The organism is Chryseobacterium foetidum (assembly GCF_025457425.1).
Lineage (GTDB): Bacteria > Bacteroidota > Bacteroidia > Flavobacteriales > Weeksellaceae > Chryseobacterium > Chryseobacterium foetidum.
The window spans coordinates 3148891-3170565 of sequence record NZ_JAMXIA010000001.1; the positions used below are offsets into that span (position 1 = coordinate 3148891).

Here is a 21675-nt window from a genome sequence, read left to right on the forward strand (position 1 = left end):
AGGATGAAGAAGAAAATCTTAATTGTAGACGACGATCCGCGAAATATTTTCGCTTTAAAATTAACTTTAAAATCAGAAGGGTTTGAGGTAATTTCTGCCTCAATGGCCGATGAAGCTATCCGGATGATGATTCAGAATACAGATATCAAAGTTGTGCTGATGGATATGATGATGCCGGAAATAGACGGTTATCAGGCGATGGATATCATTTCTCAAAATCCGGATATAGCAAAAATTCCTGTCATTGCCGTAACCGCTCAGGCGATGACGGGAGACCGTGAAAAATGTCTGGATGCAGGTGCAAAAGACTATATCACAAAACCGATTAACGTGGAACTTCTATTAAAAGCAATTCAAAATATAGCCTGATGCTGGAGCCGAGTATTGTAAAAGACGAAGAAGTAGAATATCTCATCAGGGATGTTTACGATCTTTACGGCTACGATTTTTCAAGATACAGCCGTGCATCTTTCAAGAGAAGGGTCAACAGACTGTGTCTTATTGATAAGTTTACCAGCTTTGCAGAACTTCGCTACACCATCATCACCGAACCCGATTATCTGAAACGTTTTGTGGAAGAAATCACAGTGAACGTCACAGAAATGTTTCGTGATCCTTTGTTTTTTAAAGAAATCCGAGAGCAGATTTTACCGCATTTAGGAACTTTTCCACTCATCAGAATCTGGGTGGCGGGTTGTTCAACAGGTGAGGAGGCTTATTCAATGGCGATTTTGCTTAAAGAAGCAGGCTTGTATGATAAATGTTTAATTTACGGCACAGATTTAAATCCTTCCGTTCTGGAGCAGGCAAGGTCAGGCGTTTTTCCGATACAGCAGATGAAGCAGTACTCAGAAAATTACATACTTTCCGGAGGAAAAAAGGATTTTTCTGAATATTACACAGCCAACTACGACAGTGTACAGTTTGACAAAAGCCTTCAGAAAAAACTCATTTTGTCGACACATAATCTGGTTTCAGACAGTTCATTCAACAGTTTCCAGTTGATTATCTGCAGAAATGTGCTGATTTATTTTGAAAAAGATCTTCAGGAAAGAGTTTTTAAACTTTTTGATGACAGTTTAGAGAATTTGGGCTATCTTGCTTTAGGTTCAAAAGAAACATTGAGGTTTTCAAATCTTAAAAAATCTTACGAAACCGTGAGCGAACAGAAAATCTGGAAGAAAACAGAACATCAGTAAAATGGAACAGAGCATACACAGTGATTACGGGTTGGTACTTATCGGCGGATCTGCCGGAAGCCTTCATGTAATTATGGAAATGCTTAAAAATATACACTTCAGTTTAAATTTCCCTGTAGTAATCGTGGTTCACAGGAAACCATATTCTACGAGTGTGCTTCCGGTTTTGCTGCAGCAGTTTACAGAGATTGAAGTTATAGAAATTGAAGATAAAACAGATCTTCTGCCCAACAGAATTTATATTGCGCCGGCAGATTATCACCTGCTTTTTGAAGATACAAAAACCGTATCTTTAGACAGTTCAGAAAAGATGAATTATTCGCGCCCGTCAATTGATGTTACCTTCAGATCTGCGGCGGAAATTTTTGGTTTAAATCTTGTAACTGTGCTTCTTTCAGGAGCCAATTCTGATGGTACGGAAGGTTTAAAATATGTAAAAACAAACGGTGGGAAAATCTGGATTCAGAACCCTGAGACCGCCGAAGTGGATTATATGCCCAGGATGGCATTGGAACAGGTAGATTATGACCTTGTTTTCAACCCAAATGAGCTGGCAGAATTATTGAGAAATTTGAAAAGATAAATATTAATTAGTAAGTTTTTAGAGTAAATGAACAAAAAGAAGATCTTAATTTTTGATGATGACACCACAATTCTGGAGGTAGTCACCATTATTTTTGAGGAAAACGGTTACGATGTCGAGATTTCCGAAACTTCGCACGACATCCTCGAAAGGGTAGAGAGTTTTCGTCCCGATCTTATTTTGATGGACAACTGGATACCCAATATCGGTGGTGTGGAAGCTACAAAAAAATTAAAAAATCATGCTGATTTCAGATCAATACCGGTAATCTACGTAACGGCCAATAACGATATTGCCAAGCTTGCCAAAGAAGCCGGTGCAGATGATTTTGTAGCCAAACCTTTCAACCTTGATGATATCGAGGAGAAAGTGGCAAAATATCTTCAGTAAATTATAATGTGTAAAGACATTGCAAAAATCCTTTCAAAATAAGTTTAAAAGGATTTTTGTTTTGTCGGTTATTTGCATTTCAGTCAAACCAGAAATTCTTATTTTCCGCCGCCGCTGTTTTTCTCAACATCGGTTTTGGTGTTTTCCTTTACTTTCTGATTTCCGAAACGTTTCACAAATGTAAGTGATACGCCGTGCCAGTCTGATTTGGTAGTATTTCTGTTGCTCCCGATTTGGCTGAAGGTCGTAGAGTCAAAATTCGGTCTTGCAAAAATATTCATCAGCTGTAAACTGACTTCCATCTGCGTTTTCGGGAAGATTTTTGTGGCTGAAATATTGTGAAAAACATTCGTCACATTCGCAACAGAATTACCGCTGTTTTGGTTCGAAACTTCTACCCAAGCGCTGAGGTTGATATTTTTATTCCATAAATTGGTGTAAGTAAGGTTGGTCGAACCAGACCAGAAACTCAGATAATTTGCTGCTTTCAGGTCATTTCTTGCATTAAAATCGCTGTTGTCAACATAGTTCCATCCAAAACCAAGGTTTACGGTAAGTTTATTTTTCAAAAAAGTCTGATTGGTATTGGCGTAAAGGTTATACTTGTGAACTTTCCCTAAGAAATTGGTAGGTTCAGAGATTATTCTATCGCCTTCTGTTACGTAAGCCTGCCAGTAATCCTGCTTGATAAAAGAGTATCGGGCAGAAAGAAAGTATTTTTTCAGAAATCCAAACTTCATATAAAGTCTGTCGCTCGGGTTCGGCAGGAGATTGATGTTTCCTCTTGTGAAAAAACCGTCGGTTGCAGGCTGCAGAAAAGGGTTGAATTCCGCATACCAGGGTCTCCACAGATTTCTGTTGTAGGTTAAGCTTATGTCGTATTTGTCTGAAAATGAGTATTTAACCAAAAAATTCGGCAGAAAAGTTCCGTAAGAATCTCTTCTCGAAGTTCCCGCAACATCCTGACGGAGCTTAAAATCGATGTATTCATATCTCACACCAATTCTCGTCTCCAGTTTCTTAAAAAATGTTTTAGAATAATTCGCGTACAGAGAGTTGATATTGTCTTCATAATGAAATACATCCCTTGTGCTTAAACCGTCGGGCAGACTTCCGTAAAGTGTGTTGGGAATTACGTTGTTGTTAAAATCCATCTTACCTCCGATTTCAAAATTCCCGCCTTCCTTTCCGAGGGGTTGCGTGTAATCTATTTTAAGGTAATAATTTCGGTTTTCAATATCAGAAATTCCGCCGATTTCATCAATTACAGTATTGTTTGTAAACGCTGTATTTCTCAGAAAATAACTTTCTTCAGATTGCCCGTTGTAGTTGCTTCCGAGATTGATGTCGAGAATTCTGTTTTTCTCTTTATCATAATATTTGTAGAATACGTTGCTCCCCAAAGTCCGATTCATGCTGTTAGAACTCTGGCTCTGATTTCTCAGAAAATTAAAATTCCCGTTTACAGACTGCGTAGATTCAAGCTCTGAAGTATTGTCGCCTTTGCCCTGATAATATTCCAGAATGACACCTACAGTATTTTTATCGTTGATTTCATATTCTGAAGTCGAAGATAAAGAAGGATTTTTTCCGCGGTAGATATTTTGAGTAGTCCCTTGGGTTACATTGTTGTTTTCATAGATTGTATTCACAAAAGAGCTTCCCTGCACCCAAGTATTGTCGCTGTAGCTTCCCACCAACGTCTGCGTGAAACTTTTTCTGTGATAATTCAGATTGAAATTGGTGTACTGTGAGTTTTGCGTATTCTGTCTGTTATTCAGGGTTACGCTTCCTTTCAGCCCTTCATCGTCCCGCTTTTTCAGAACGATGTTGATTACAGAACCGGTCGCATCATACCTTGCAGAAGGGCTCGTTATCACTTCAATTTTCATCAGATTGTCTGCGGGAATGGTCTTCAGATATTCTTTAAGCTCCTTTCCGGTAAAAACAGATTTTCTGTCGTTGATGTAAACGGTTACAGATTCACCTTCGGCTTTCAGTGCGTCGTTGTTGTCAATACTCACCAGCGGGGTCATTCTCAGAACATCCCACGTCGTATTTCCGGCGAGAATTGAGCTGTTGGCAACATTAAAAACCGTACGGTCCACTTTAGATTCCACAGTCGGTTTTTTAGCGACAAAAGTAACTTCTTTTATTTCACTTACTTTGGCATCTGCACTGTCTATTTGTTCCTGAGAAAATGCAAGAGTTCCTATCAATAAAGCAATCGGTGCTAATATTTTTTTCATTAGTAGTTTATAGTCTTGACCATAAGACACCGAAAAGGGAATATTTGTTACATCGCATGAATGTTAAATAGTGTTAATTAATTTCCGGAATTAATCACGGTGAATAGAATACAAACTTTATTCAATAACAGAATAATTTTGGCGTATCCCTTTGCATTCCCAGCCCACAACGCTGGCAGGGTCTGAAACCCTGCCAGCGTTCCCCTCACCAATGCAAGCGGGTCGGGCTATCCGCTGTATCTTTTTTGTCATTGCGAACAACGTAATTTTATCGATTGAACTTTTTTCGCAATCGCAATCACAAAAAAGGATGCCGCTTCTATCCCTTACGCAATAGCAGAAAATCAAAATATAGAATGATTAAAACTGGTTTATTTCAAAATTTCTTCGGTACTTCCTCAATATGAATTGAAAAAATACATTGTTTTTTCGTTCATTATTTTCAATTCAAAATCATCAATGAAAATCTTTCTTTTTGTAAATTTGATTTCCATTAAAAGAAAAAATGTCAGAAAGCAATATTATCATATACCAAACAGAAGACGGCAAAACCAAAATCGAAACAAGATTAGAGGGCGAAACGGTTTGGTTAACGATTGAGCAGATGGCAGAATTATTTCAAAAATCTCGTTCTACAATTAATGAACATATTATTAATATTTACAAGGAAGAGGAACTGGATGAAAAACATTCAAAGAGGAAAATCGGAATTTCCGATTTATCTACCAAGCCAACTAATTTTTACAATTTAGACGTCATTATATCAGTTGGTTACCGAGTAAAAAGTCATCAGGGAACAAAATTCAGACAATGGGCTACAGCTCGGCTCAAAGAATACATCATCAAAGGTTTTACAATGAATGACGATCTGTTGAAACAGGCAGGCGGTGGGAATTATTTCGATGAACTTTTAGCTAGAATTCGGGACATTCGTTCGTCGGAAAAGGTTTTTTGGAGAAAAGTTTTGGATATTTATTCAACCAGTATCGATTATGACCCTAAGCTTGAAATTTCCGTGCAGTTTTTTCAAACCGTGCAGAATAAAATGCATTGGGCCGCACATGGGCACACAGCTGCTGAGATTATTTTCAACAGGATTGATGCCAGTAAACCTAATTTGGGATTAACCATTTTTAAAGGTGTAAAACCTACAAAACAGGAGACTGAAATAGCTAAAAATTACTTAACAGAAAACGAAATCAATATTCTCAACAGAACGGTAACAGCTTATCTCGAACTTGCGGAACTTCAGGCATTAAATCAAAGACCGATGTATATGAAAGATTGGGTTTCCCGTCTTGATGATTTTTTGAAAATGACAGGTAACGAAATTCTGCAAAATTCAGGAAGCGTAAGTCATGAGCAGGCTCTGAAGAAAGCAAAAGATGAATATGAAAAGTATAAACAACAGACAAAAAATTTAATTACCAAAGCAGAAGAAGATTTTCTTAACCAAATTGAGAATACAAGTAAAAAGTTAGGCAATAAAAACATCAGGAAGTAGTATTTTTCTTTTTAAACATCTCAATTAATTACCAAATAGTCATTCAGTACAATTTCAAATTTCGCAAATACATTTGTTCCTAATTTAATGCAGCATCTCAAAAATCAATACATTTTCGAAAACATCAGCCTCTCAGATTTTTCGGTTTTTGATCTGCAGAAATATTGTGCGGAAAAAATTGATATTGAGAAAGAAAATTTAAAATATATTCAGCCTTATTTTATTGAAATCAACTCCGCAGTATTTTTCAAACCTGTGTCAAATCTTGATTTTCCAAGTGTTGCGGTCAACTTAATTGGAAATTCGCTTATTTTAGACTGTCCCTGCCAACAGCCCAAAACAAAATTATGCAACCATCAGGCTCAGGTTTTTTACACAGTTCTTGAGCGTCCAGATTTGCGCGTTTTCTTTGATGAAAAACTTAGGATGAAAAAACTGCAGGACTTTGCAAAAGAGTATGGACTTGAAAATGAAAGCAACCTCGACGAATACTTTCAGTTAGAACACGTTCATTATTCTTTAAAAATAGAACCAAAAATCAAGGAATTAATCAAGTTAAACGCTGACGATCTCCAGAATAAACTCTTACCAAAAAGTACAGAGAAATTTCCTGAAATAATTACCCGAAACAGTTCCAAAAAACTTTTTTTGGTTCTTAAAAAACATAAATATTACGATAGTTTTGTCATAGAACTTTTCGAAGCAGAAACCACACAGGCCGGAAAAATTAAAAATCCGTTTACGGTTTTGGAAGCCTCAAATTTAATATGGAAAGCGGAAACCATTAACGAGACAAAATTTTTCACCGCCGTTTCCAAATTTGAAAATATTCTCAGCGAAGAGAAAAATGAAGCGGATGTCGAAGCTTTAAAAGTGATAGTGAAAAACCCACTTAATCTGCCCGTTTTTTATCACGACAAAGACATTTCGGAAAATGTTTCGGCAAAATCCGTTGTTCCGGTAGATTTAAATTTATTAAATGCCGAAATAGAACTTTCTGTTTTCAAAAAAGAACCTTTCTTTGAAATCACTGGCGGAATTTGGCTGAATGATGTTTTGCAACCTTTTAAAAATATCAAAGTTCAGTTTAATTATTTTCTTTTTCACGAGAAAACACTGCATTTAATTACCAGTTTGGATATGCTTCGTGTTTTGGAATTTTTCAAAGCCAACCGTGAAATTTTACTGATTCACTCATCAAAATTTGAGGAATTTAAACAGAACATTCTCGCGAATCTGGAAAAGCAGATAAAAATCAATTGCGCTTACATCAAACCCGCTACCAAAAGGCAATTGCAGGAAAAATCCTTTGATGAAAAAACAGAGAAAATCATTTATTTATCAGATGAGAAAGACTATGTTTCGATAACTCCGGTAATGAGATACGGACAAGTCGAAGTTCCGGTTTTTTCCAGAAAACAGATTTTTGATACCGACCAAAACGGCAATGTTTTCAAGGTAGAAAGGGATGAAAAAGAAGAAATAAAATTCACCGCAGCCATCATGCTGCAGCATCCGGAATTTGCCGAACAAATCGAACAGTACGAGTATTTCTACCTTCACAAAGATAAATTTTTGGATGCAGACTGGTTTTTGGAAGCCTTCGAAAAATGGAAAGATGAAGGGATTGTTATTTTAGGTTTTAATGAATTAAAAAAGAACAGACTCAACGCCAATAAAGCTGTGATTTCCATCGCTGTCCTCAGCGGAATCAACTGGTTTAATACAGAAATCACTGCAAAATTCGGCAATCAGAAAGCATCGCTGAAACAGCTGCACAAATCCATCAAAAACAAAAGTAAATTTGTACAGTTAGACGACGGAACCAATGGGATTCTGCCTGAAGAATGGATTAAAAAACTCAACCGCTATTTCGATGCTGGTGAAATTTATGACGAACTTGTAAGAATTCCCAAAAGCAATTTTTTGGATATCAAAAATCTTTTTGAAATGGATGTCCTCAGTAAAGAAGTTGCTGCAGAAGTCGATTTTTACGACAGAGCTTTGTCTGAAAATAAAAATATTCCCGAAACAGAAGTGCCTTCAGCATTAAATGCCACACTACGGGACTACCAAAAACAGGGTCTCGACTGGCTGAATTATCTTGATGTTTTCAGTTTCGGAGCTTGTCTGGCAGACGATATGGGATTGGGAAAAACAGTTCAAATCATCGCATTTATCCTTTCACAGAATAAAAAACATCCGCAAAATACCAATCTGGTCGTGGTGCCGACGTCATTGCTTTTCAACTGGCAGGCAGAAGTTCAGAAATTTGCACCTTCCATTAAAATTCTGACGCATTACGGAGCCAGTCGAATCAAAAATACAACTCACTTTGAAGGTCACGAGATTGTATTAACCACTTACGGAACAATGCTTTCAGACATCCGTTTTCTGAAAGATTTTCATTTTAATTACATCTTTTTAGACGAATCTCAGGCCATTAAAAATCCAAATTCTGAGAGATACAGAGCTGCACGCTTACTGCAGTCTAGGAACAGAGTTGTTTTAACGGGAACTCCTATTGAAAACAATACTTTTGATATTTATGGTCAGCTTTCGTTTGCCGTTCCGAATCTGTTGGGGAGCAGGCAGTATTTCAGAGATATTTATTCGATTCCGATAGACAAATTTGAGTACACCAAGCGGTCTCAGGAATTACAGCAGAAAATACAGCCTTTTATCCTCAGAAGAACAAAAAAGCAGGTCGCAAAAGAGCTTCCCGATAAAACCGAAATGGTAATTTACTGCGAAATGGGTGAGGAGCAAAGAAGAGTTTACGAAGCCTATGAGAGAGAAATCCGCGAATATATTTCTGCAAAAGACGAGCGGGATCTCCCTAAAAGCAGCATGCATGTTCTGACGGGTTTAACGAAGCTGAGGCAGATTTGCAACTCGCCCATCCTGTTAAAAGATGAGGAACAGTATGCCGGCGGCTCAGCAAAAATTGAAGCGCTGATGGAGCAGATTGAAAACAAATCTTCACAGCACAAAATTTTGATATTTTCACAGTTTGTTTCGATGTTGGATTTAATTAAAGTTGAGCTTCAAAAAAGAGAGATTCAGTTTGAATATCTTACCGGACAGACGAAAAACAGAGCCGCAAAAGTAAATGAATTTCAGGAAAATGAAAATGTTCGTGTATTTTTGATAAGCCTGAAAGCCGGAGGAACAGGTTTAAATTTAACCGAAGCCGACTATGTTTATCTCGTCGACCCGTGGTGGAATCCCGCCGTTGAAAATCAGGCGATTGACCGCTGTTACCGAATCGGACAGAAGAAAAACGTCATTGCTGTAAGACTGATTTGTCCCAACACGGTCGAAGAAAAAATCATGAAATTGCAGCAGTCGAAAAAAGAACTTGCGAATGATTTAATAACAACAGACAGCTCGGTTTTCAAAAAATTATCGAAGCAGGATTTGTTGGAATTACTATAGATTTTTAAAAAAAATAATATGAGCACTGAAGAATTAATAATTGAGATTGAACAGGAATTGGAAATGGACATGAAAGTGTATGTTCATAAAGACACTTTAAGCCTGTTGATGCTTCCTGACGATGATATGATTGATTTTGCAGACGATGAATTCTGGGAAAACGAACAGGAAGAATTAGAGAAAAACTCTGAAAATTATATCGAAGTCGAAAAATGGGACGCTTCTCACTCGTTCAGAATAATGGAATCTTTTGCAGAAAATATCTCCGGAAACAGGATTTTACAGGCGAAACTTCTTGACGCTCTGGAAAATTCAAAACCTTTTAAAAACTTCAGAAATATATTAGACCGTTATGAAAAATATCTGCAGGAATGGTACAGTTTCAGAGCTTTAAAACAGAGAGAATTTGTGAAAAAACAGCTCACTGCTTTAGAGATTATTCATTGATATAAGTTTCACAGTTTTATTTTTCCGCTTTCTCAGAACCCATTTCCGCTTTGATTTTTTCACGGTGCTGCATTCCCCATTTGGTCATTGCACCCACAACTTCTTCCAACGTCTGGCTGTAGGGTAGAAGTTCATATTCGATGGTTACCGGAAAGCCACTTTCCACTTTTTTGATGATAAAACCGTTCAGTTCAAGTTCTTTCAGTTCACTTGAGAGTACTCTTGCCGAAATTCCTGTCACCTGACGCTGGATTTCGGTAAAACGTCTGTTGCCTCTCGCCATAGCGATGATAATCATCAGTTTCCATTTTCCGCCGATGGCGTACAACGCATCAGAAACGGCCATTAAAACTTTGTGACAGTCTTCTGTAAAAGCCTTGTTATCGGTCTCTGTTTCTTTAGATTTTGCCATAAATTTGGTTTTTGTTAGTCGCTAACCTTTAGGTAACAACTAATAAAATGTAAGCAAATATACTATAATTTTGTTCACGAAATAATTACTGAAAGTAATTTTAAAATTGATAAAACAACAAAATTATGACACTAGAAATTCTAAAAACAAAAGAAGATTTAAGAAAGCTTATTGACGATTATGCCTACCTGGGTGACGAGTGGAAAATCTCAGAAGTAATGGATTTATTCACTCCGGATTTGACCTATAAAGTATTCATGGGCGGAAATCTGGTGGGCAACACTTCAGGCAGGGAAACGATGGAAAAAGAATTCAACGCTCATGCCTCAGAGGTGAAAAAATATTTTACTTTAAACGGACAGCATACCGTAAATATCGATGGCGATACAGCAACCGGCGTTTCTTACAGTCAGATCAAAATGATAAGAGATGTGGAAGGAAAGGATGTTTTAACTGATTACAGCGTGAAGTACGAAGACAATTATGTTCTGCAAAACGGAAAATGGTTGATTAAAGACAGAATCGCTCATTTTATAATAGTTGAGTCCCGAACAATTTAATTATTGTGGGACTTAATATTCTCCAATAGTTTTTATCTGGTAGAATTCTTTGTTTCGGCAGAGAATTCTATTTGATTTTCCATAACATAAAGTAATTTTAAATCAAGAAACTTATGGTTTTTTTTAACTGTAAAGCAGATTAACGAAGTTTCAATTCATCATATTCCTTCTTCAGATTTTTATCCAGATAAAACGGCACAAAAGGCAAAACAGATCCTACAAGGTAAATGACGATTCGCTTAATGCTCCACTTGTACATAAAAGCAGCAATGATAAGTACGGCGAAGTAAAACAGAAACAAAACCCCATGAATCCAACCGAAGTACTTTACGGGTTCAGGAATATCAAAAATATATTTGATGGGCATGGCAATAAAAAGCAAAATCAGGTAAGAAATTCCCTCAATAATGGCGGTTTTGCGGTATAGGTTGATCATTTTGATTTAATAAAATTTTGGTTCAGATTTAATTTAAAACTCAATTATCTGCAGCTGCATTCGTTATTTTCACTGATGTATTTGATTGTAGATTTGCTCAGTTTTTCTAAAACATCAAGATTTAGATCAGAAAGTTTTTTAAAATAAATACAGGCTTTTGCCATTTTAAATTTTCCCAAATCCTCAAGCAATTTTTTATCTTCCTCTTCCGGTGCTGCAACGTAAAGTGAAAATTGTGCTTTTCTCGGAGAAAAACCAATGATCATCGCATCTCCCTCGTGTCCGCTTTCATATTTATAATGATAACTGCCAAAACCAATCATCGTTGGTCCCCACATTTTAGGCTCGTAACCAGACCATTCTTTCATCAGCTCAATCAGCTGAAAACTGTCCTGTTTTTTCTGCTCACTTTCTACAAATGACTGTATAAATTCGGTAACATCAATTTCGTTTTTTGCCGTTTTATTTTTTGAAGCCATAATGAAGTTTCATTAAATCTGAATGCAAAAATAATATGGAACATCCAATAAATGAAAGATTTGTTTGAAAAGTTTAAGTAAATCAATATCAATTTTATCTGAACAAGTGAAATTTTAGTTAATATTTCAATCAAATGAATTTTCCATTTAAAATTTGGAATAAAAGAGATCTTAAAAATTTAGAAAAACCTCTGTTTCTAATTAAAAAAAAATCATATTTAATTCTAATTTTTCATCATTCTAAATTATTCTGTGGTATCGAAAACCTTCGTTAAAAGCCGTACCTTACAGCAAATTGTTTCATATTTAAATTGTTAAAACTTTGAAATCGCCATTAACAAACTTTTCAAACAAGCAGGAGTGAAGATTGGGCGATTGCATAACTTGTCCCGATTGTTCGGGATCACCTAATAAAAAAAATAAAGATCTACATATGAAAATACCTTCAATCAGCCGCCGGAAGTTCCTGATGACTTCAGGGCTTCTCGTTTTCTGGGCAGCAATCCCTGTTCATGTGAAAGCAGCAGGCGAAAAAGTGCGGAATCTTTTTGTAAAACCCAAAAAAGTTCTTCCGCTGAAAATGAAAGTTAACGGTCAGAATTATGATCTGAATTTAGATACAAGAACGACCGTTTTGGATATGCTTCGTGAAAATCTTGATCTTACAGGCTCGAAAAAAGGCTGTGATCACGGTCAGTGTGGTGCATGCACAGTTCATATCGATGGCGAAAGGGTTTTGAGTTGCCTTACGTTGGCCTGTACCGCTCAGCAGAAAGAAATCACAACCATTGAAGGACTTGCCAACGGAGAAAATCTTCATCCGATGCAAAAGGCTTTCATCGAATGCGACGGTTTCCAGTGTGGATATTGCACGCCGGGCCAGATTATGTCGGCAGTGGCCTGTGTGAAAGAAGGTCATACCGGTTCAGTAGAAGAAATAAAGGAATTTATGAGCGGAAATCTTTGCCGTTGCGGCGCGTATAACGGAATTGTAGAATCTATACAAAAAGTAGCAGGATGAGACCATTTGAATTTTTCAGAAAAGATGATATTGCCAAAACGATTTCGCAGAAGAACGACAAGGCAAAATTCATCGCAGGGGGAACCAATCTGGTCGATTTGATGAAGAAAAACATTGAACAGCCGGATTATATTATTGATGTAAATTCAGTTTTATCCACAACAGTTGAGGTGGATAAAAAGAAACTCAGAATCGGAGCGATGTCTAAAAACTCGTCAGTAGCCAAAAACGCTGATGTTTTGAAAGAATATTCCCTGATTTCGAAGGCAATTTTAGCCGGAGCTTCACCACAAATCAGAAATATGGCTTCGTGTGCCGGAAATATGTTGCAGCGAACAAGATGTCCCTACTTTTATGATGTCACAACGCCTTGCAACAAAAGAAAACCGGGCTCAGGCTGCAGCGCAAAAGAAGGTGAAAACAGAATGAATGCCGTAATTGGTTACAGTGACGATTGCGTGGCTGTACATCCCTCAGATTTCTGTATTTCTCTCGCAGCTTTGGATGCGACGGTCATTACAAGAAATTCTAAAAATAAAAAGGAAGAGATTGAGTTTAAAAACTTTCATCGTCTACCAGGAAATACACCCCATCTGGACACCAATCTTCCTCAGAATTCGATTATTGAAGCTATTGAAATTCCTAAAAATAATTTTGGAAAAAACAATGCCTACGTGAAAATAAGAGACCGGTCTTCCTACGCATTTGCACTGGTGTCAGTTGCAGCCGCATTAGATCTGGAAAACGGAAAAATCAAAGATTCACGTTTGGCATCCGGTGGTGTGGCTCATAAACCGTGGCGGTGGTACGAATCTGAAAATTTCCTGAAAGGAAAAATGCCTACAACTGAAAATTTTTCAGCTGCAGCAGATTTAGCAATAAAAGATTTGAAACCGCTTTCGAATAATGGTTTTAAAAAGGAAATGCTCCGCGGAGCGATGATTACAGCACTTCAAAACAGTTTAAATCCTTAAAAAAAGAACAGATATGGCATTTTTTGATAATGATTTAGATTTCAATATAGAAAAAGAAGGACGCGCCGAAGCTTTGGCAAAAGTGACAGGCCGTGGAAAATACTCCGCAGAATACAAAACCGAAAATGTAACCTACGCCGTAATTGTTGGAAGTACTGTTGCATCAGGGAAAATTACTGGAATTGATACGGCAGATGCAATGCTTGCAGATGGTGTGTTGGATATTTTAACGCACAACAATAAGCCGGTTGTAGCTGGTTTAGCGTCAGAAGAAAAAATTAAAGAAAGCAAAATCGGGCTTCCGGTTCTGCATACCGATACGGTTTATTTTAAAGGTCAACCCGTTGCAGTCGTGATTGCAAAAACTTTGGAGGAAGCTCAATACGCTGCCTCTTTGGTTAAAACTTCCTACCAGCAGACGAAAGCTAATGTTGATTTCAAAAATTCTCATCCTTCAATCCCATTAAAAAACGACGGAAAGGAAAGAGGAAATGTTGACAACTGGAAATCCTCAGCCTTCAATGTCGATCAGGAATATTACATCGAAGGCGAAGTGCATCATCCTATGGAAATGCACGCCACCATCGCCATTTGGAATGGCGATGAAAAACTGAAATTATACGATAAAAATCAGGGTGTCAACGGAGTTCAGAATACGGTGGGCAAACTGTTTGGTCTTCAGCCAAAAAATATTGAGGTCATCACTGAGTTTATGGGTGGTGGTTTCGGCTCAGGTCTCAGGGTCTGGCCAAATACGATTTTAGCCATTATGGCGGCGAAAAAGATCAACAAGCCTGTAAAACTGATGCTCACACGAACTCAAATGTCTTGTCTGGTCGGCTACCGTCCGGAATCGTGGCAGAAAATAAAGTTGGGTGCAGATGCTTCAGGGAAATTTACCGGTTTGCTTCACGACAGCAAAAATACAACCTCACTCTACGAAAATTTCCTTGAAAATATCACGAGAATCAGCCGTCTGGCGTATGGTTTTGAAAATTTAAAAACGCAGATGGCAACAGTGCCCCTGAATATGTCGACGCCGACCTGGATGCGGGGTCCTGGAGAATGCACCGGAGCTTTTGCTTTGGAATCTGCCATTGATGAGCTTTGTTTTAAAATGAATAAAGATCCATTGGCCATCAGACTTCAAAATCTTTCAGATATCAAAGATCCCGAAAGCGGCAAAGACTGGTCTACCAATTACATCAGAGAATGTATGGAAAAAGGGGCTGCGAAAATAGGCTGGAATCAAAGGAATCAGCAGCCAAGACAGAAAAAAGAAGGCAACTGGCTCATCGGTTACGGAATGGGAGTAGGAATGTGGACTGCCGGACGTGGAAAAGCAAGTGCCGGACTGGAAATGGACGTCAACGGAAATGTAATTGTAAAAACGGCGATGACCGACATCGGAACTGGAACGGGAACTTCAATGCGGAATATCGTTCATGAAAACACCGGAATTCCTTTAAGTAAAATTAAAATCGATCTCGGAAAATCTACGCTTCCGCAGGCACCGAGTCAGGGGGGAAGCCGCGGACTTTCTTCCATCAGCGCATCGTCTAATGCGATTGCAGAAACTTTGAAAAGTGAGTTGATAAAATACGCTGAAAAAATAAACCCTGATTTTAAAAATATAAAACCTTCAGATGTTATTTTGTCTGAATCTGATATTAAAATTAAAAATAAAACAGCTTCAGTAAGTTTTCAGAAAATTTTCAGTGACAATAATTTAACGGTCATTGAAGTTGAGGAAACTACCGAGCCTGGTGCAGATCAGAAGAAGTATGCTTTTGCATCGGGGGCAGCTCATTTCTGTCGTGTAAAAGTAAATGAACTGACCGGAAAAGTAAAAATTGACCGTTTTGTGAGCGTCGTTGATGGTGGCAAAATCGTCAGCGAAAAACCGGCAAAAAACCAGATTATCGGTGCCGTTGTGGGCGGAACGGGAATGGCCTTAATGGAAGAGATGACAATAGATAAACGTCTTGGTGCTTTGGTAGCCGAAGATCTGGCGGGTTATCATTTTTCTGTAAATGCAGACGTTCCAATCATCGAAGTTGACTTCATCAATAAACCTGATTTTAATCTTAATGCCAGTGGAGCAAAAGGTCTTGGTGAAGTAGGAATTATCGGATCAGCCCCAGCCATTGCCAATGCCATTTTCAATGCTACCGGAAAACGCTTTAGAAATTTACCGATTACACCGGATAAAATTTTGAAAGGATAATTTAGATCAAACAAAAACTCCCGAATTTAATTTTTCGGGAGTTTTTTTTATTTGATAATCTGCGAGATCAATGAGAATGCCTGCAGCTGAAGATCATCTTCGGATAATTTGTTGCTTTCGATTTCCAGCGCGGTGAAATGGCCTTTGTCTGATGTCAACAGTGCGTAGCCATTGGTTTTCTTTCCGCTTTTTTTAATACTGTAAGAAATAAATTTCGAATCTTTATCGTCAACTTTTACCTTGAGATTCTGCAAATCAAACCTGCTTTTTACAGCTTTGAAATTCGTCATTAAGTCATCAGCAGACTCGTAAGAATGCAGAAAAATACTGGTATTGTCAGGTTTTTTGATTGCTAGATTCAAAGTGTCGTCATAGTTTTTCTGAAAATAAGCACCCGATTCCACATTGATTTTCGAGAAAACATCCAGTAGAATCAAAGAATCTCTTTCCAGTTTTATCACCTTATAATTTTCTTTTTCAAAATCACTGAGATGGCTGATGCTGTCATAGCTTTCATAGAAAAGATTGTTGGAAGCTGTTTCGTCTGCAGATTCTCTCTGATGGTCGTAATTTTTAGCATTAAATTTACTTCCATTGAAAATTATATCTTCAGAATAAGAAGGTTTTGAAGTCTTGTTGCATGTCATCGCAATACGAATGATGCTTATTAAACAAAGAGCCACTGTCAGAATGGTTTTCCATACTGAAGAATTATCGTTCATTACTTTACGTCTGTTCTTTTGATGGTGATTTCGTTCAGTTTTTTACCTTTGCTGTCTTTGTAGATGTATTTGATATTGTTTACACCAATCGCCTCGGTTTGTGCAAAAATCTGTCTTACATCAGGAGATCTCATCATCTCATCTTTCATTACCTGTGTCGCTTCATTGGTTGCAAGCACGTCTGCATACTGATCCGGCACCTCTGCGGAATACAAAATGTTGTTGTCAGCATCAGCAGTGATGGCAACGATTTTTACGCCTGAGGCTTTGTCTACGATTGGTAAACTTTTGCTGAAAACCTTCAGAATTTCATTTAACTGTGAGCTGTCTGGTTTTCCTCCTTTTGCTATGGCTTCAAGATCGATGTTGCCTTTTTTTGTGTTTTTGTCAATAGTCTGAGCAGACATCATCACATCGTTTGCACTGTAAACTTTTAGATTAAATTTCACACCTTCTGCCAAAAGTTCCTTCCCCGACGGCTCTGCCTGAATTGCCTGTCCGATAATATCAGGAATTGCATTTTTCATCAGCTCAGCTTCCATATCGTTATTCTGGTAAGTCGTTTTAATTTCAATATCAACATCACCGGTCGGAGTAGATGTTGCTTTTGTGGATTTAAAGCCTGCACTTCTCACCATCATATCGCTGGTGTTGTTGTACATTTTTACGAATTCTTCAGTTCTTGTTGCTGTAGATTTTTTGCAGCTGACAAGCATGAAGGCAACAGCAAAAACAAATAGGAGTTTTTTCATTTCTAATGATTTAAAATTTTTGAAAAGATAATAAAAAACAGAATCCGAAAATGAATTCTGTTTATAAATTTCACAAAATAATGAATTTGTCATTCTTTAAAGTATGTAAACTTCTAGTTTAAAACTTTTATTACAAATAAAAGCTTCGACAAACTCAGCCTGACAATGAAGAAATAAACAGTCGGTGTAAGCGATGTCACCCTGAGCTTGTCGAAGAGTTTTTCTTAGATGTTTTTTAATATTAATTAGAGGGATAGGTTAATAAAACTTACCTGTCTGTTAAAGCATTCAGAAACTCAATAATCTCATCAATTTCGGTTTGGGATAAATTCAGTTTTGCATCTGAAAGCGTTTGATTTTCAACTTTTAAATGAAAACCTTTTCCGCCGCCCTGGTTGTAAAATTCCATTACTTCCTGCAAGGTTCTATAACCACCGTTGTGCATATATGGAGCGGTTTTGCTAATATTTCTCAAGGTTGGTGTTTTAAATGAATTCTGAAGAAAAGCTACTGTTTCATGAAATTTTCCTCTGCCTAAGTCTGAATCGAGCTTTTTATTGGAAGAATTTTCAGCTACGCCCAAAACTTCCTGCTCCGTTTTTTTATAATTCGGTGGAACAGTTCCGTTGAAAAGTGGTAAAAAATGACAAATCGCACACTGTGCTTTTCCCATAAAAAGATTAAAACCTGTTTTTTGCTTTTCGGTCATAGCGTTTTTATTTCCCCGCATGTATTCATCAAAATCTGAACTGAAAGTTGCCAATGAACGGATGTAGCTCGCCAATAAATTCTGCAGTTGCCACTCTTCAATTTTATCAGTTTTAAAAATTTTAGCAAACGCCAGCTGATAATTTTTATTTTGATTAATTTTTACAATAATGGTTTTCAAATCGCCGTGCATCTCCTCTTTATTGGTAATCACGTCCGAACTTTGACCTTCCAGATCATCTTTTCGCATATCCCAAAACTGACCATGCTGAAATGCTGAATAGTTCAGAGAAGGCGTATTTCTCTGTAATTTGGCATTTTCTAATGACATTGATTTTTCCAAACCGTCTGTGAAGGCTTTTTCTGCATTGTGACAGCTTGCACAACTTCTTGAATTATTGTTGGAAAGTAATTTATCATTAAAAAGCTGTTTGCCGAGCTGCACTTTTTCGGGCGACATTTCATATTGCTTTCCAGGAGCAAATGCATTCACATCAAAAGCGTCCTTTGAGTAAAAATTGCCTGCGTTCTTTCTCAGGGCAGTCGTCACTTCCACATCAGGAATGTTTTCTTCCTTTCTGAAATCGAGCAGGAGAGAAGAAAGTGGGTTGAGGTGAACACTGATAAATTCAAGATAGTTGAAAGTATTTTTATCTTTACTTTGATTTAAAAATTTTTGAGATAGATCAATTTGTGAAACGATTTTTTTTAAAGAAGAATTTTGAGATTTTTCAGTTGAAATTGTGTTTAAAAAAGATTTTAAAGATTCAAGCGAAACGGGCATTTCATCCAGAAACTTTCCTGAGATCGGCGTGTCAAAACCTGCAATTCCAAGACTTGATATTCTGAAAACCTGCTGTCGCAACGCATCAAAAGTCTGATCTTTGGTAACCGTGATGACCTGAAAATTGGTTTTAATGGTATTCCCTTTATTGGTCAGCTTTTTAAGTATTCTGATGACTTCATTTTTGTCCTGTTTTTCATCCGTATAAAACATTTCTTCCAAAACCTGAAGACCTTCGGGCTCAATTTCTGTGTGTTCGGCCATCTCAATTTCGGGTAAAGCCGGTCCGTTGATAAATCTTGCAGAATGAGGCAGGAAATATTCTATCGCCCATTCCATTTTTTTGTAGGTCTGGCGGAGGTTGTCAAATTTTTTCTGAACAATTTTGTTGTCGGCATCTTTGGAAACCAAATCAATTAATTCGTCAATTTGAGCAAGAAAAAGTTCATTGTTTTTAAAAACTGCATTTTTCACTTCCACCAAATCGTCCTGCAAAGGCTGATTGGGTTTGTTGCACTGAAGAATCGTGAAAATGCTGAAAAGCAGAATCAGAAAAACGCAAAAAGGATCTTTAAAAAGTTTCATTATTTATAAAAAAGCATCAATAGAGAAAACTCTACTGATACTTTTAAAGGTTACATGGTTAATATTATTTCTGAACGTTTCTGATCAGTACGATCTGTCCGCCTTCTTTGTTGGTATTTACACCTGCTCCGTCAGCATTGGCAAAACCGTTTTTCTGCCATGTGTGAGAGTGAATGTTCACTGCAAAAGTATTCGGAACACCGATGATGTCTGAAACATCGATCATCGCTCCATATTCCCAAGACCCGAATTTCTGTAGATTTCCGGATTGGTTGTAAGCTGTCTGCCATGCAGAGTCTGTTCTTCCGTGCTTCATATTCAACCATGGTTTGTAAGATTTTGTGTTGATATCCAACTGCCAGATGTAAGAATCGTGCGTTGCAGCTGGGTAATATGAGTCACCATCTTCCTGAATGTAAACGAAGTTTTCCGTCACACAAAGGTTGTCAGGATTAATCAGGTTATTTCCTGGGTTTGAATCTCCTTCTGCTACCACTTCAAGCTTTCCAGTCATCATATTGTTTTGGTTTAAAACCAGTTTATATACTCTTCCCCACATCGTCAATCCTGGTTTAGGATTTACACCGTCATTCGATTCTCCGGTAGCTGTGAAGTAGATTTCTCTTCCTTTTCCTGCACCTTTTCTGTAATCAACATCTTCCACTCTTGAAAAACGGATGGCGTTGATATCTAAATTTTTCTGATTGATCTGTGCTCCGGTTAAATTTTTAGCATTGGTAATTTCCACAAACTCCACATCGTACTGAGAACCTTTGGTCATGTCAGTTTCTGTAGTATTGTTGTTGGTTCTTTTTAAAGAATACAGTTTACCGTTATCCAAATCTCCCTGAGTATCGGCAACGTACATCAAAAGCTGACCTGCAGACTGGTGCGAAGTAGAATAAGACTGATCTTCACCAATTAAAATATAAGATTTCCCGTTGGAAACATCTTTAGGAAGCGGAACTGCATTTTCCATGGAAGCTTTACCCAAAGCTGGTTTTACTCTTGTTTTGTCTGAAGCCTGAGACGCTGCCGCCAAAGGATTCAAAGCATGAACCATACTTTCTTCACCGGATTCTCCAGCCGTAAGGAAAGCGCTGAAACCGTGCTCAGCAACCGTCGCCAAAGTAGCAGAACACAATCTCGTCATTCCACCGATTCCGTTAAGGATATATTCACCTTTTACAGGTTTGAAAGTTTTATCCAAATAAACTCTTGAAACCGACTGCGTGATTTCATGGTTGGTGATCATTAAATAACCATTGGAGTTTGGGTCTTTCATAATTCCCATTCCGTCCGGCTGTCCTGCAAATACAAAGTTGGGGCTGTCTGCCAAAACATCAGAACTTGAAATCAAAGTTGTGATGTTTAAGTTTTCAAAACCTGCCATTCCGTAAACGAAAGCCGGTTCTTTAGAAAAGTTTTCAAGTTTGATATCTTCGTTGGTTGGGTTTTCAGTATTGTCATCGTCATTACAACTCTGAAATACTGCAGCAGATAAAAACAAAGCTGCCAAAGTGTGGTTTAGTTTCATAATACTTTCTATAGTTTATTGATGTCACAAAACTAAGAGGAAAGTGTGAACTGAATTTTAACGGGACAAAACCAATCGTTTAATTTTGTTATGATTAAAATGATGATTTGTTAACGGAAAATCAATAATTGGAATGAGTTTAAATAGGAAGGAAGAGGGGAGAGGGAAGATGGGAGAAAGGAGCGGGAAGATGGAGAGATCGGAAGAGAGGGGCGAGGTGTTTTGGGTTTTTGAGATCTTGAAAGTTTTCAAATATGGCTGTAAAGTGTTGGAACGTAATAAATTATACTTGATTGCCTCAACCAAATGGTTGATCGTCTCAACTGAATGCTTGATTGTTTTATCAAATTCTTTATTGAAATTTCATCAAAATTATTTTCCCCGACCCTAAAGGGAGTAATTTTGATAAAATTTTCCGAACATTTTTGCTACAATCAGAGCGTAGGTAAACCTCATTATCTATGTTTTTCAGTCTAAAAGAGGGATAATTTTGATTAGATTTTAAAAACATTTTTCCTCCCTTTAGGGTTGGGGAAAAGAAAAATGGTTTTAAAATCTGTGATAAAATATTTGAAAAAAAATAGCAAAGCAGAAACCCAATGATTTCTGCCTTGTAAAAAAATACAGTAAAAATAGCTCACTCCAACTCCCTTTCCTTCGGAGAGGGC

The 21675-nt window shown here is 37.5% G+C and carries 19 protein-coding genes; 11 read left to right on the top strand and 8 right to left on the bottom strand.

All coding sequences use genetic code 11. From position 1 onward, the window contains the following. Window positions 1-3: 3 nt before the first annotated feature. The 4 genes from NG809_RS14675 to NG809_RS14690 are packed head-to-tail and all read left to right on the top strand — an operon-like array spanning window position 4 to window position 2172. Window positions 4-369, top strand: a complete 366-nt coding sequence (locus NG809_RS14675; RefSeq protein ID WP_262151868.1) for a response regulator — start codon at window positions 4-6, stop codon at window positions 367-369. After that, the gene (locus NG809_RS14680) at window positions 369-1199 is read left to right on the top strand and encodes a CheR family methyltransferase (protein WP_262151870.1); all 831 of its coding nucleotides are present in this window, start codon (window positions 369-371) and stop codon (window positions 1197-1199) included. The genes NG809_RS14675 and NG809_RS14680 overlap by 1 nt, the downstream gene beginning before the upstream one ends. Before the next feature lies 1 nt (window position 1200). Beyond that, entirely contained in the window at window positions 1201-1782 is a 582-nt protein-coding gene (locus NG809_RS14685; RefSeq protein WP_262151871.1) for a chemotaxis protein CheB, read from the top strand. A gap of 27 nt (window positions 1783-1809) precedes the next feature. Beyond that, entirely contained in the window at window positions 1810-2172 is a 363-nt protein-coding gene (locus tag NG809_RS14690) for a response regulator (RefSeq protein ID WP_262151873.1), read from the top strand. Between the two features lie 98 nt (window positions 2173-2270). On the opposite strand, the gene NG809_RS14695 is transcribed toward NG809_RS14690, so the two are convergent. Continuing rightward, window positions 2271-4421 carry an outer membrane beta-barrel protein gene (locus NG809_RS14695; RefSeq protein WP_262151876.1) on the bottom strand — a complete coding sequence of 717 codons (2151 nt, stop codon included), beginning with the start codon at window positions 4419-4421 and terminating at the stop codon, window positions 2271-2273. Window positions 4422-4926: 505 nt separating this feature from the next. On the opposite strand from NG809_RS14695, the gene rhuM reads away from it, so the two are divergent. The 3 genes from rhuM (at window position 4927) to NG809_RS14710 (ending at window position 9810) form a co-directional block, all read left to right on the top strand. After that, window positions 4927-5925, top strand: coding sequence for a virulence RhuM family protein (rhuM, locus tag NG809_RS14700; RefSeq protein ID WP_262151878.1), 999 nt, complete (start codon window positions 4927-4929; stop codon window positions 5923-5925). An 87-nt stretch (window positions 5926-6012) separates the two neighbouring features. Beyond that, window positions 6013-9363: a DEAD/DEAH box helicase gene (locus tag NG809_RS14705; protein ID WP_262151880.1), complete on the top strand. Its 3351-nt coding sequence runs from the start codon at window positions 6013-6015 to the stop codon at window positions 9361-9363. An 18-nt stretch (window positions 9364-9381) separates the two neighbouring features. After that, a complete protein-coding gene (locus NG809_RS14710) occupies window positions 9382-9810 on the top strand; it encodes a UPF0158 family protein (RefSeq protein ID WP_262151881.1) in 429 nt (142 codons plus the stop codon). 16 nt (window positions 9811-9826) lie between these two features. On the opposite strand, the gene NG809_RS14715 is transcribed toward NG809_RS14710, so the two are convergent. Further along, window positions 9827-10222 carry a winged helix-turn-helix transcriptional regulator gene (locus NG809_RS14715; protein WP_262151883.1) on the bottom strand — a complete coding sequence of 132 codons (396 nt, stop codon included), beginning with the start codon at window positions 10220-10222 and terminating at the stop codon, window positions 9827-9829. Between the two features lie 125 nt (window positions 10223-10347). On the opposite strand from NG809_RS14715, the gene NG809_RS14720 reads away from it, so the two are divergent. Then, window positions 10348-10782 carry a nuclear transport factor 2 family protein gene (locus NG809_RS14720; protein WP_262151885.1) on the top strand — a complete coding sequence of 145 codons (435 nt, stop codon included), beginning with the start codon at window positions 10348-10350 and terminating at the stop codon, window positions 10780-10782. Between the two features lie 139 nt (window positions 10783-10921). On the opposite strand, the gene NG809_RS14725 is transcribed toward NG809_RS14720, so the two are convergent. Together NG809_RS14725 and NG809_RS14730 are read right to left on the bottom strand one after the other, a co-directional pair. After that, window positions 10922-11218 carry a DUF3817 domain-containing protein gene (locus NG809_RS14725; protein ID WP_262151887.1) on the bottom strand — a complete coding sequence of 99 codons (297 nt, stop codon included), beginning with the start codon at window positions 11216-11218 and terminating at the stop codon, window positions 10922-10924. A 44-nt stretch (window positions 11219-11262) separates the two neighbouring features. Continuing rightward, entirely contained in the window at window positions 11263-11697 is a 435-nt protein-coding gene (locus NG809_RS14730) for a DUF1801 domain-containing protein (RefSeq protein WP_262151889.1), read from the bottom strand. A gap of 433 nt (window positions 11698-12130) precedes the next feature. Between NG809_RS14730 and NG809_RS14735 the strand changes: the two genes are divergently transcribed. Genes NG809_RS14735 through NG809_RS14745 form a run of 3 tightly spaced genes read left to right on the top strand, consistent with a single transcriptional unit; the run spans window position 12131 to window position 15919 of the window. Continuing rightward, a complete protein-coding gene (locus NG809_RS14735; protein WP_262151890.1) occupies window positions 12131-12718 on the top strand; it encodes a (2Fe-2S)-binding protein in 588 nt (195 codons plus the stop codon). Then, window positions 12715-13692, top strand: coding sequence for an FAD binding domain-containing protein (locus tag NG809_RS14740; RefSeq protein ID WP_262151891.1), 978 nt, complete (start codon window positions 12715-12717; stop codon window positions 13690-13692). Before NG809_RS14735 ends, NG809_RS14740 begins: the two co-directional genes overlap by 4 nt. Window positions 13693-13705: 13 nt before the next feature. Then, a complete protein-coding gene (locus NG809_RS14745; RefSeq protein ID WP_262151893.1) occupies window positions 13706-15919 on the top strand; it encodes a xanthine dehydrogenase family protein molybdopterin-binding subunit in 2214 nt (737 codons plus the stop codon). A 47-nt stretch (window positions 15920-15966) separates the two neighbouring features. On the opposite strand, the gene NG809_RS14750 is transcribed toward NG809_RS14745, so the two are convergent. From NG809_RS14750 to NG809_RS14765, 4 genes are all read right to left on the bottom strand, one after another. Then, a complete protein-coding gene (locus tag NG809_RS14750) occupies window positions 15967-16641 on the bottom strand; it encodes a hypothetical protein (RefSeq protein ID WP_262151895.1) in 675 nt (224 codons plus the stop codon). Then, a complete protein-coding gene (locus tag NG809_RS14755; protein WP_262151897.1) occupies window positions 16641-17393 on the bottom strand; it encodes a hypothetical protein in 753 nt (250 codons plus the stop codon). Before NG809_RS14755 ends, NG809_RS14750 begins: the two co-directional genes overlap by 1 nt. A gap of 268 nt (window positions 17394-17661) precedes the next feature. Continuing rightward, window positions 17662-19470, bottom strand: a complete 1809-nt coding sequence (locus NG809_RS14760; protein ID WP_262151899.1) for a cytochrome-c peroxidase — start codon at window positions 19468-19470, stop codon at window positions 17662-17664. 64 nt (window positions 19471-19534) lie between these two features. After that, window positions 19535-21007, bottom strand: a complete 1473-nt coding sequence (locus NG809_RS14765) for a PhoX family protein (RefSeq protein WP_262151900.1) — start codon at window positions 21005-21007, stop codon at window positions 19535-19537. Window positions 21008-21675: the final 668 nt, after the last annotated feature.

What these genes read in the sequence shown, in the direction of transcription:
- NG809_RS14730 (WP_262151889.1), bottom strand. Translation starts at nt 11,697, where the DNA reads ATGGCTTCAAAAAATAAAACGGCAAAAAACGAAATTGATGTTACCGAA.
- NG809_RS14710 (WP_262151881.1), top strand. Translation starts at nt 9,382, where the DNA reads ATGAGCACTGAAGAATTAATAATTGAGATTGAACAGGAATTGGAAATG.
- NG809_RS14675 (WP_262151868.1), top strand. Translation starts at nt 4, where the DNA reads ATGAAGAAGAAAATCTTAATTGTAGACGACGATCCGCGAAATATTTTC.
- NG809_RS14740 (WP_262151891.1), top strand. Translation starts at nt 12,715, where the DNA reads ATGAGACCATTTGAATTTTTCAGAAAAGATGATATTGCCAAAACGATT.
- NG809_RS14690 (WP_262151873.1), top strand. Translation starts at nt 1,810, where the DNA reads ATGAACAAAAAGAAGATCTTAATTTTTGATGATGACACCACAATTCTG.
- NG809_RS14755 (WP_262151897.1), bottom strand. Translation starts at nt 17,393, where the DNA reads ATGAAAAAACTCCTATTTGTTTTTGCTGTTGCCTTCATGCTTGTCAGC.
- NG809_RS14685 (WP_262151871.1), top strand. Translation starts at nt 1,201, where the DNA reads ATGGAACAGAGCATACACAGTGATTACGGGTTGGTACTTATCGGCGGA.
- rhuM (WP_262151878.1), top strand. Translation starts at nt 4,927, where the DNA reads ATGTCAGAAAGCAATATTATCATATACCAAACAGAAGACGGCAAAACC.
- NG809_RS14750 (WP_262151895.1), bottom strand. Translation starts at nt 16,641, where the DNA reads ATGAACGATAATTCTTCAGTATGGAAAACCATTCTGACAGTGGCTCTT.
- NG809_RS14765 (WP_262151900.1), bottom strand. Translation starts at nt 21,007, where the DNA reads ATGAAACTAAACCACACTTTGGCAGCTTTGTTTTTATCTGCTGCAGTA.
- NG809_RS14745 (WP_262151893.1), top strand. Translation starts at nt 13,706, where the DNA reads ATGGCATTTTTTGATAATGATTTAGATTTCAATATAGAAAAAGAAGGA.
- NG809_RS14715 (WP_262151883.1), bottom strand. Translation starts at nt 10,222, where the DNA reads ATGGCAAAATCTAAAGAAACAGAGACCGATAACAAGGCTTTTACAGAA.
- NG809_RS14735 (WP_262151890.1), top strand. Translation starts at nt 12,131, where the DNA reads ATGAAAATACCTTCAATCAGCCGCCGGAAGTTCCTGATGACTTCAGGG.
- NG809_RS14720 (WP_262151885.1), top strand. Translation starts at nt 10,348, where the DNA reads ATGACACTAGAAATTCTAAAAACAAAAGAAGATTTAAGAAAGCTTATT.
- NG809_RS14705 (WP_262151880.1), top strand. Translation starts at nt 6,013, where the DNA reads ATGCAGCATCTCAAAAATCAATACATTTTCGAAAACATCAGCCTCTCA.
- NG809_RS14725 (WP_262151887.1), bottom strand. Translation starts at nt 11,218, where the DNA reads ATGATCAACCTATACCGCAAAACCGCCATTATTGAGGGAATTTCTTAC.
- NG809_RS14680 (WP_262151870.1), top strand. Translation starts at nt 369, where the DNA reads ATGCTGGAGCCGAGTATTGTAAAAGACGAAGAAGTAGAATATCTCATC.
- NG809_RS14695 (WP_262151876.1), bottom strand. Translation starts at nt 4,421, where the DNA reads ATGAAAAAAATATTAGCACCGATTGCTTTATTGATAGGAACTCTTGCA.
- NG809_RS14760 (WP_262151899.1), bottom strand. Translation starts at nt 19,470, where the DNA reads ATGAAACTTTTTAAAGATCCTTTTTGCGTTTTTCTGATTCTGCTTTTC.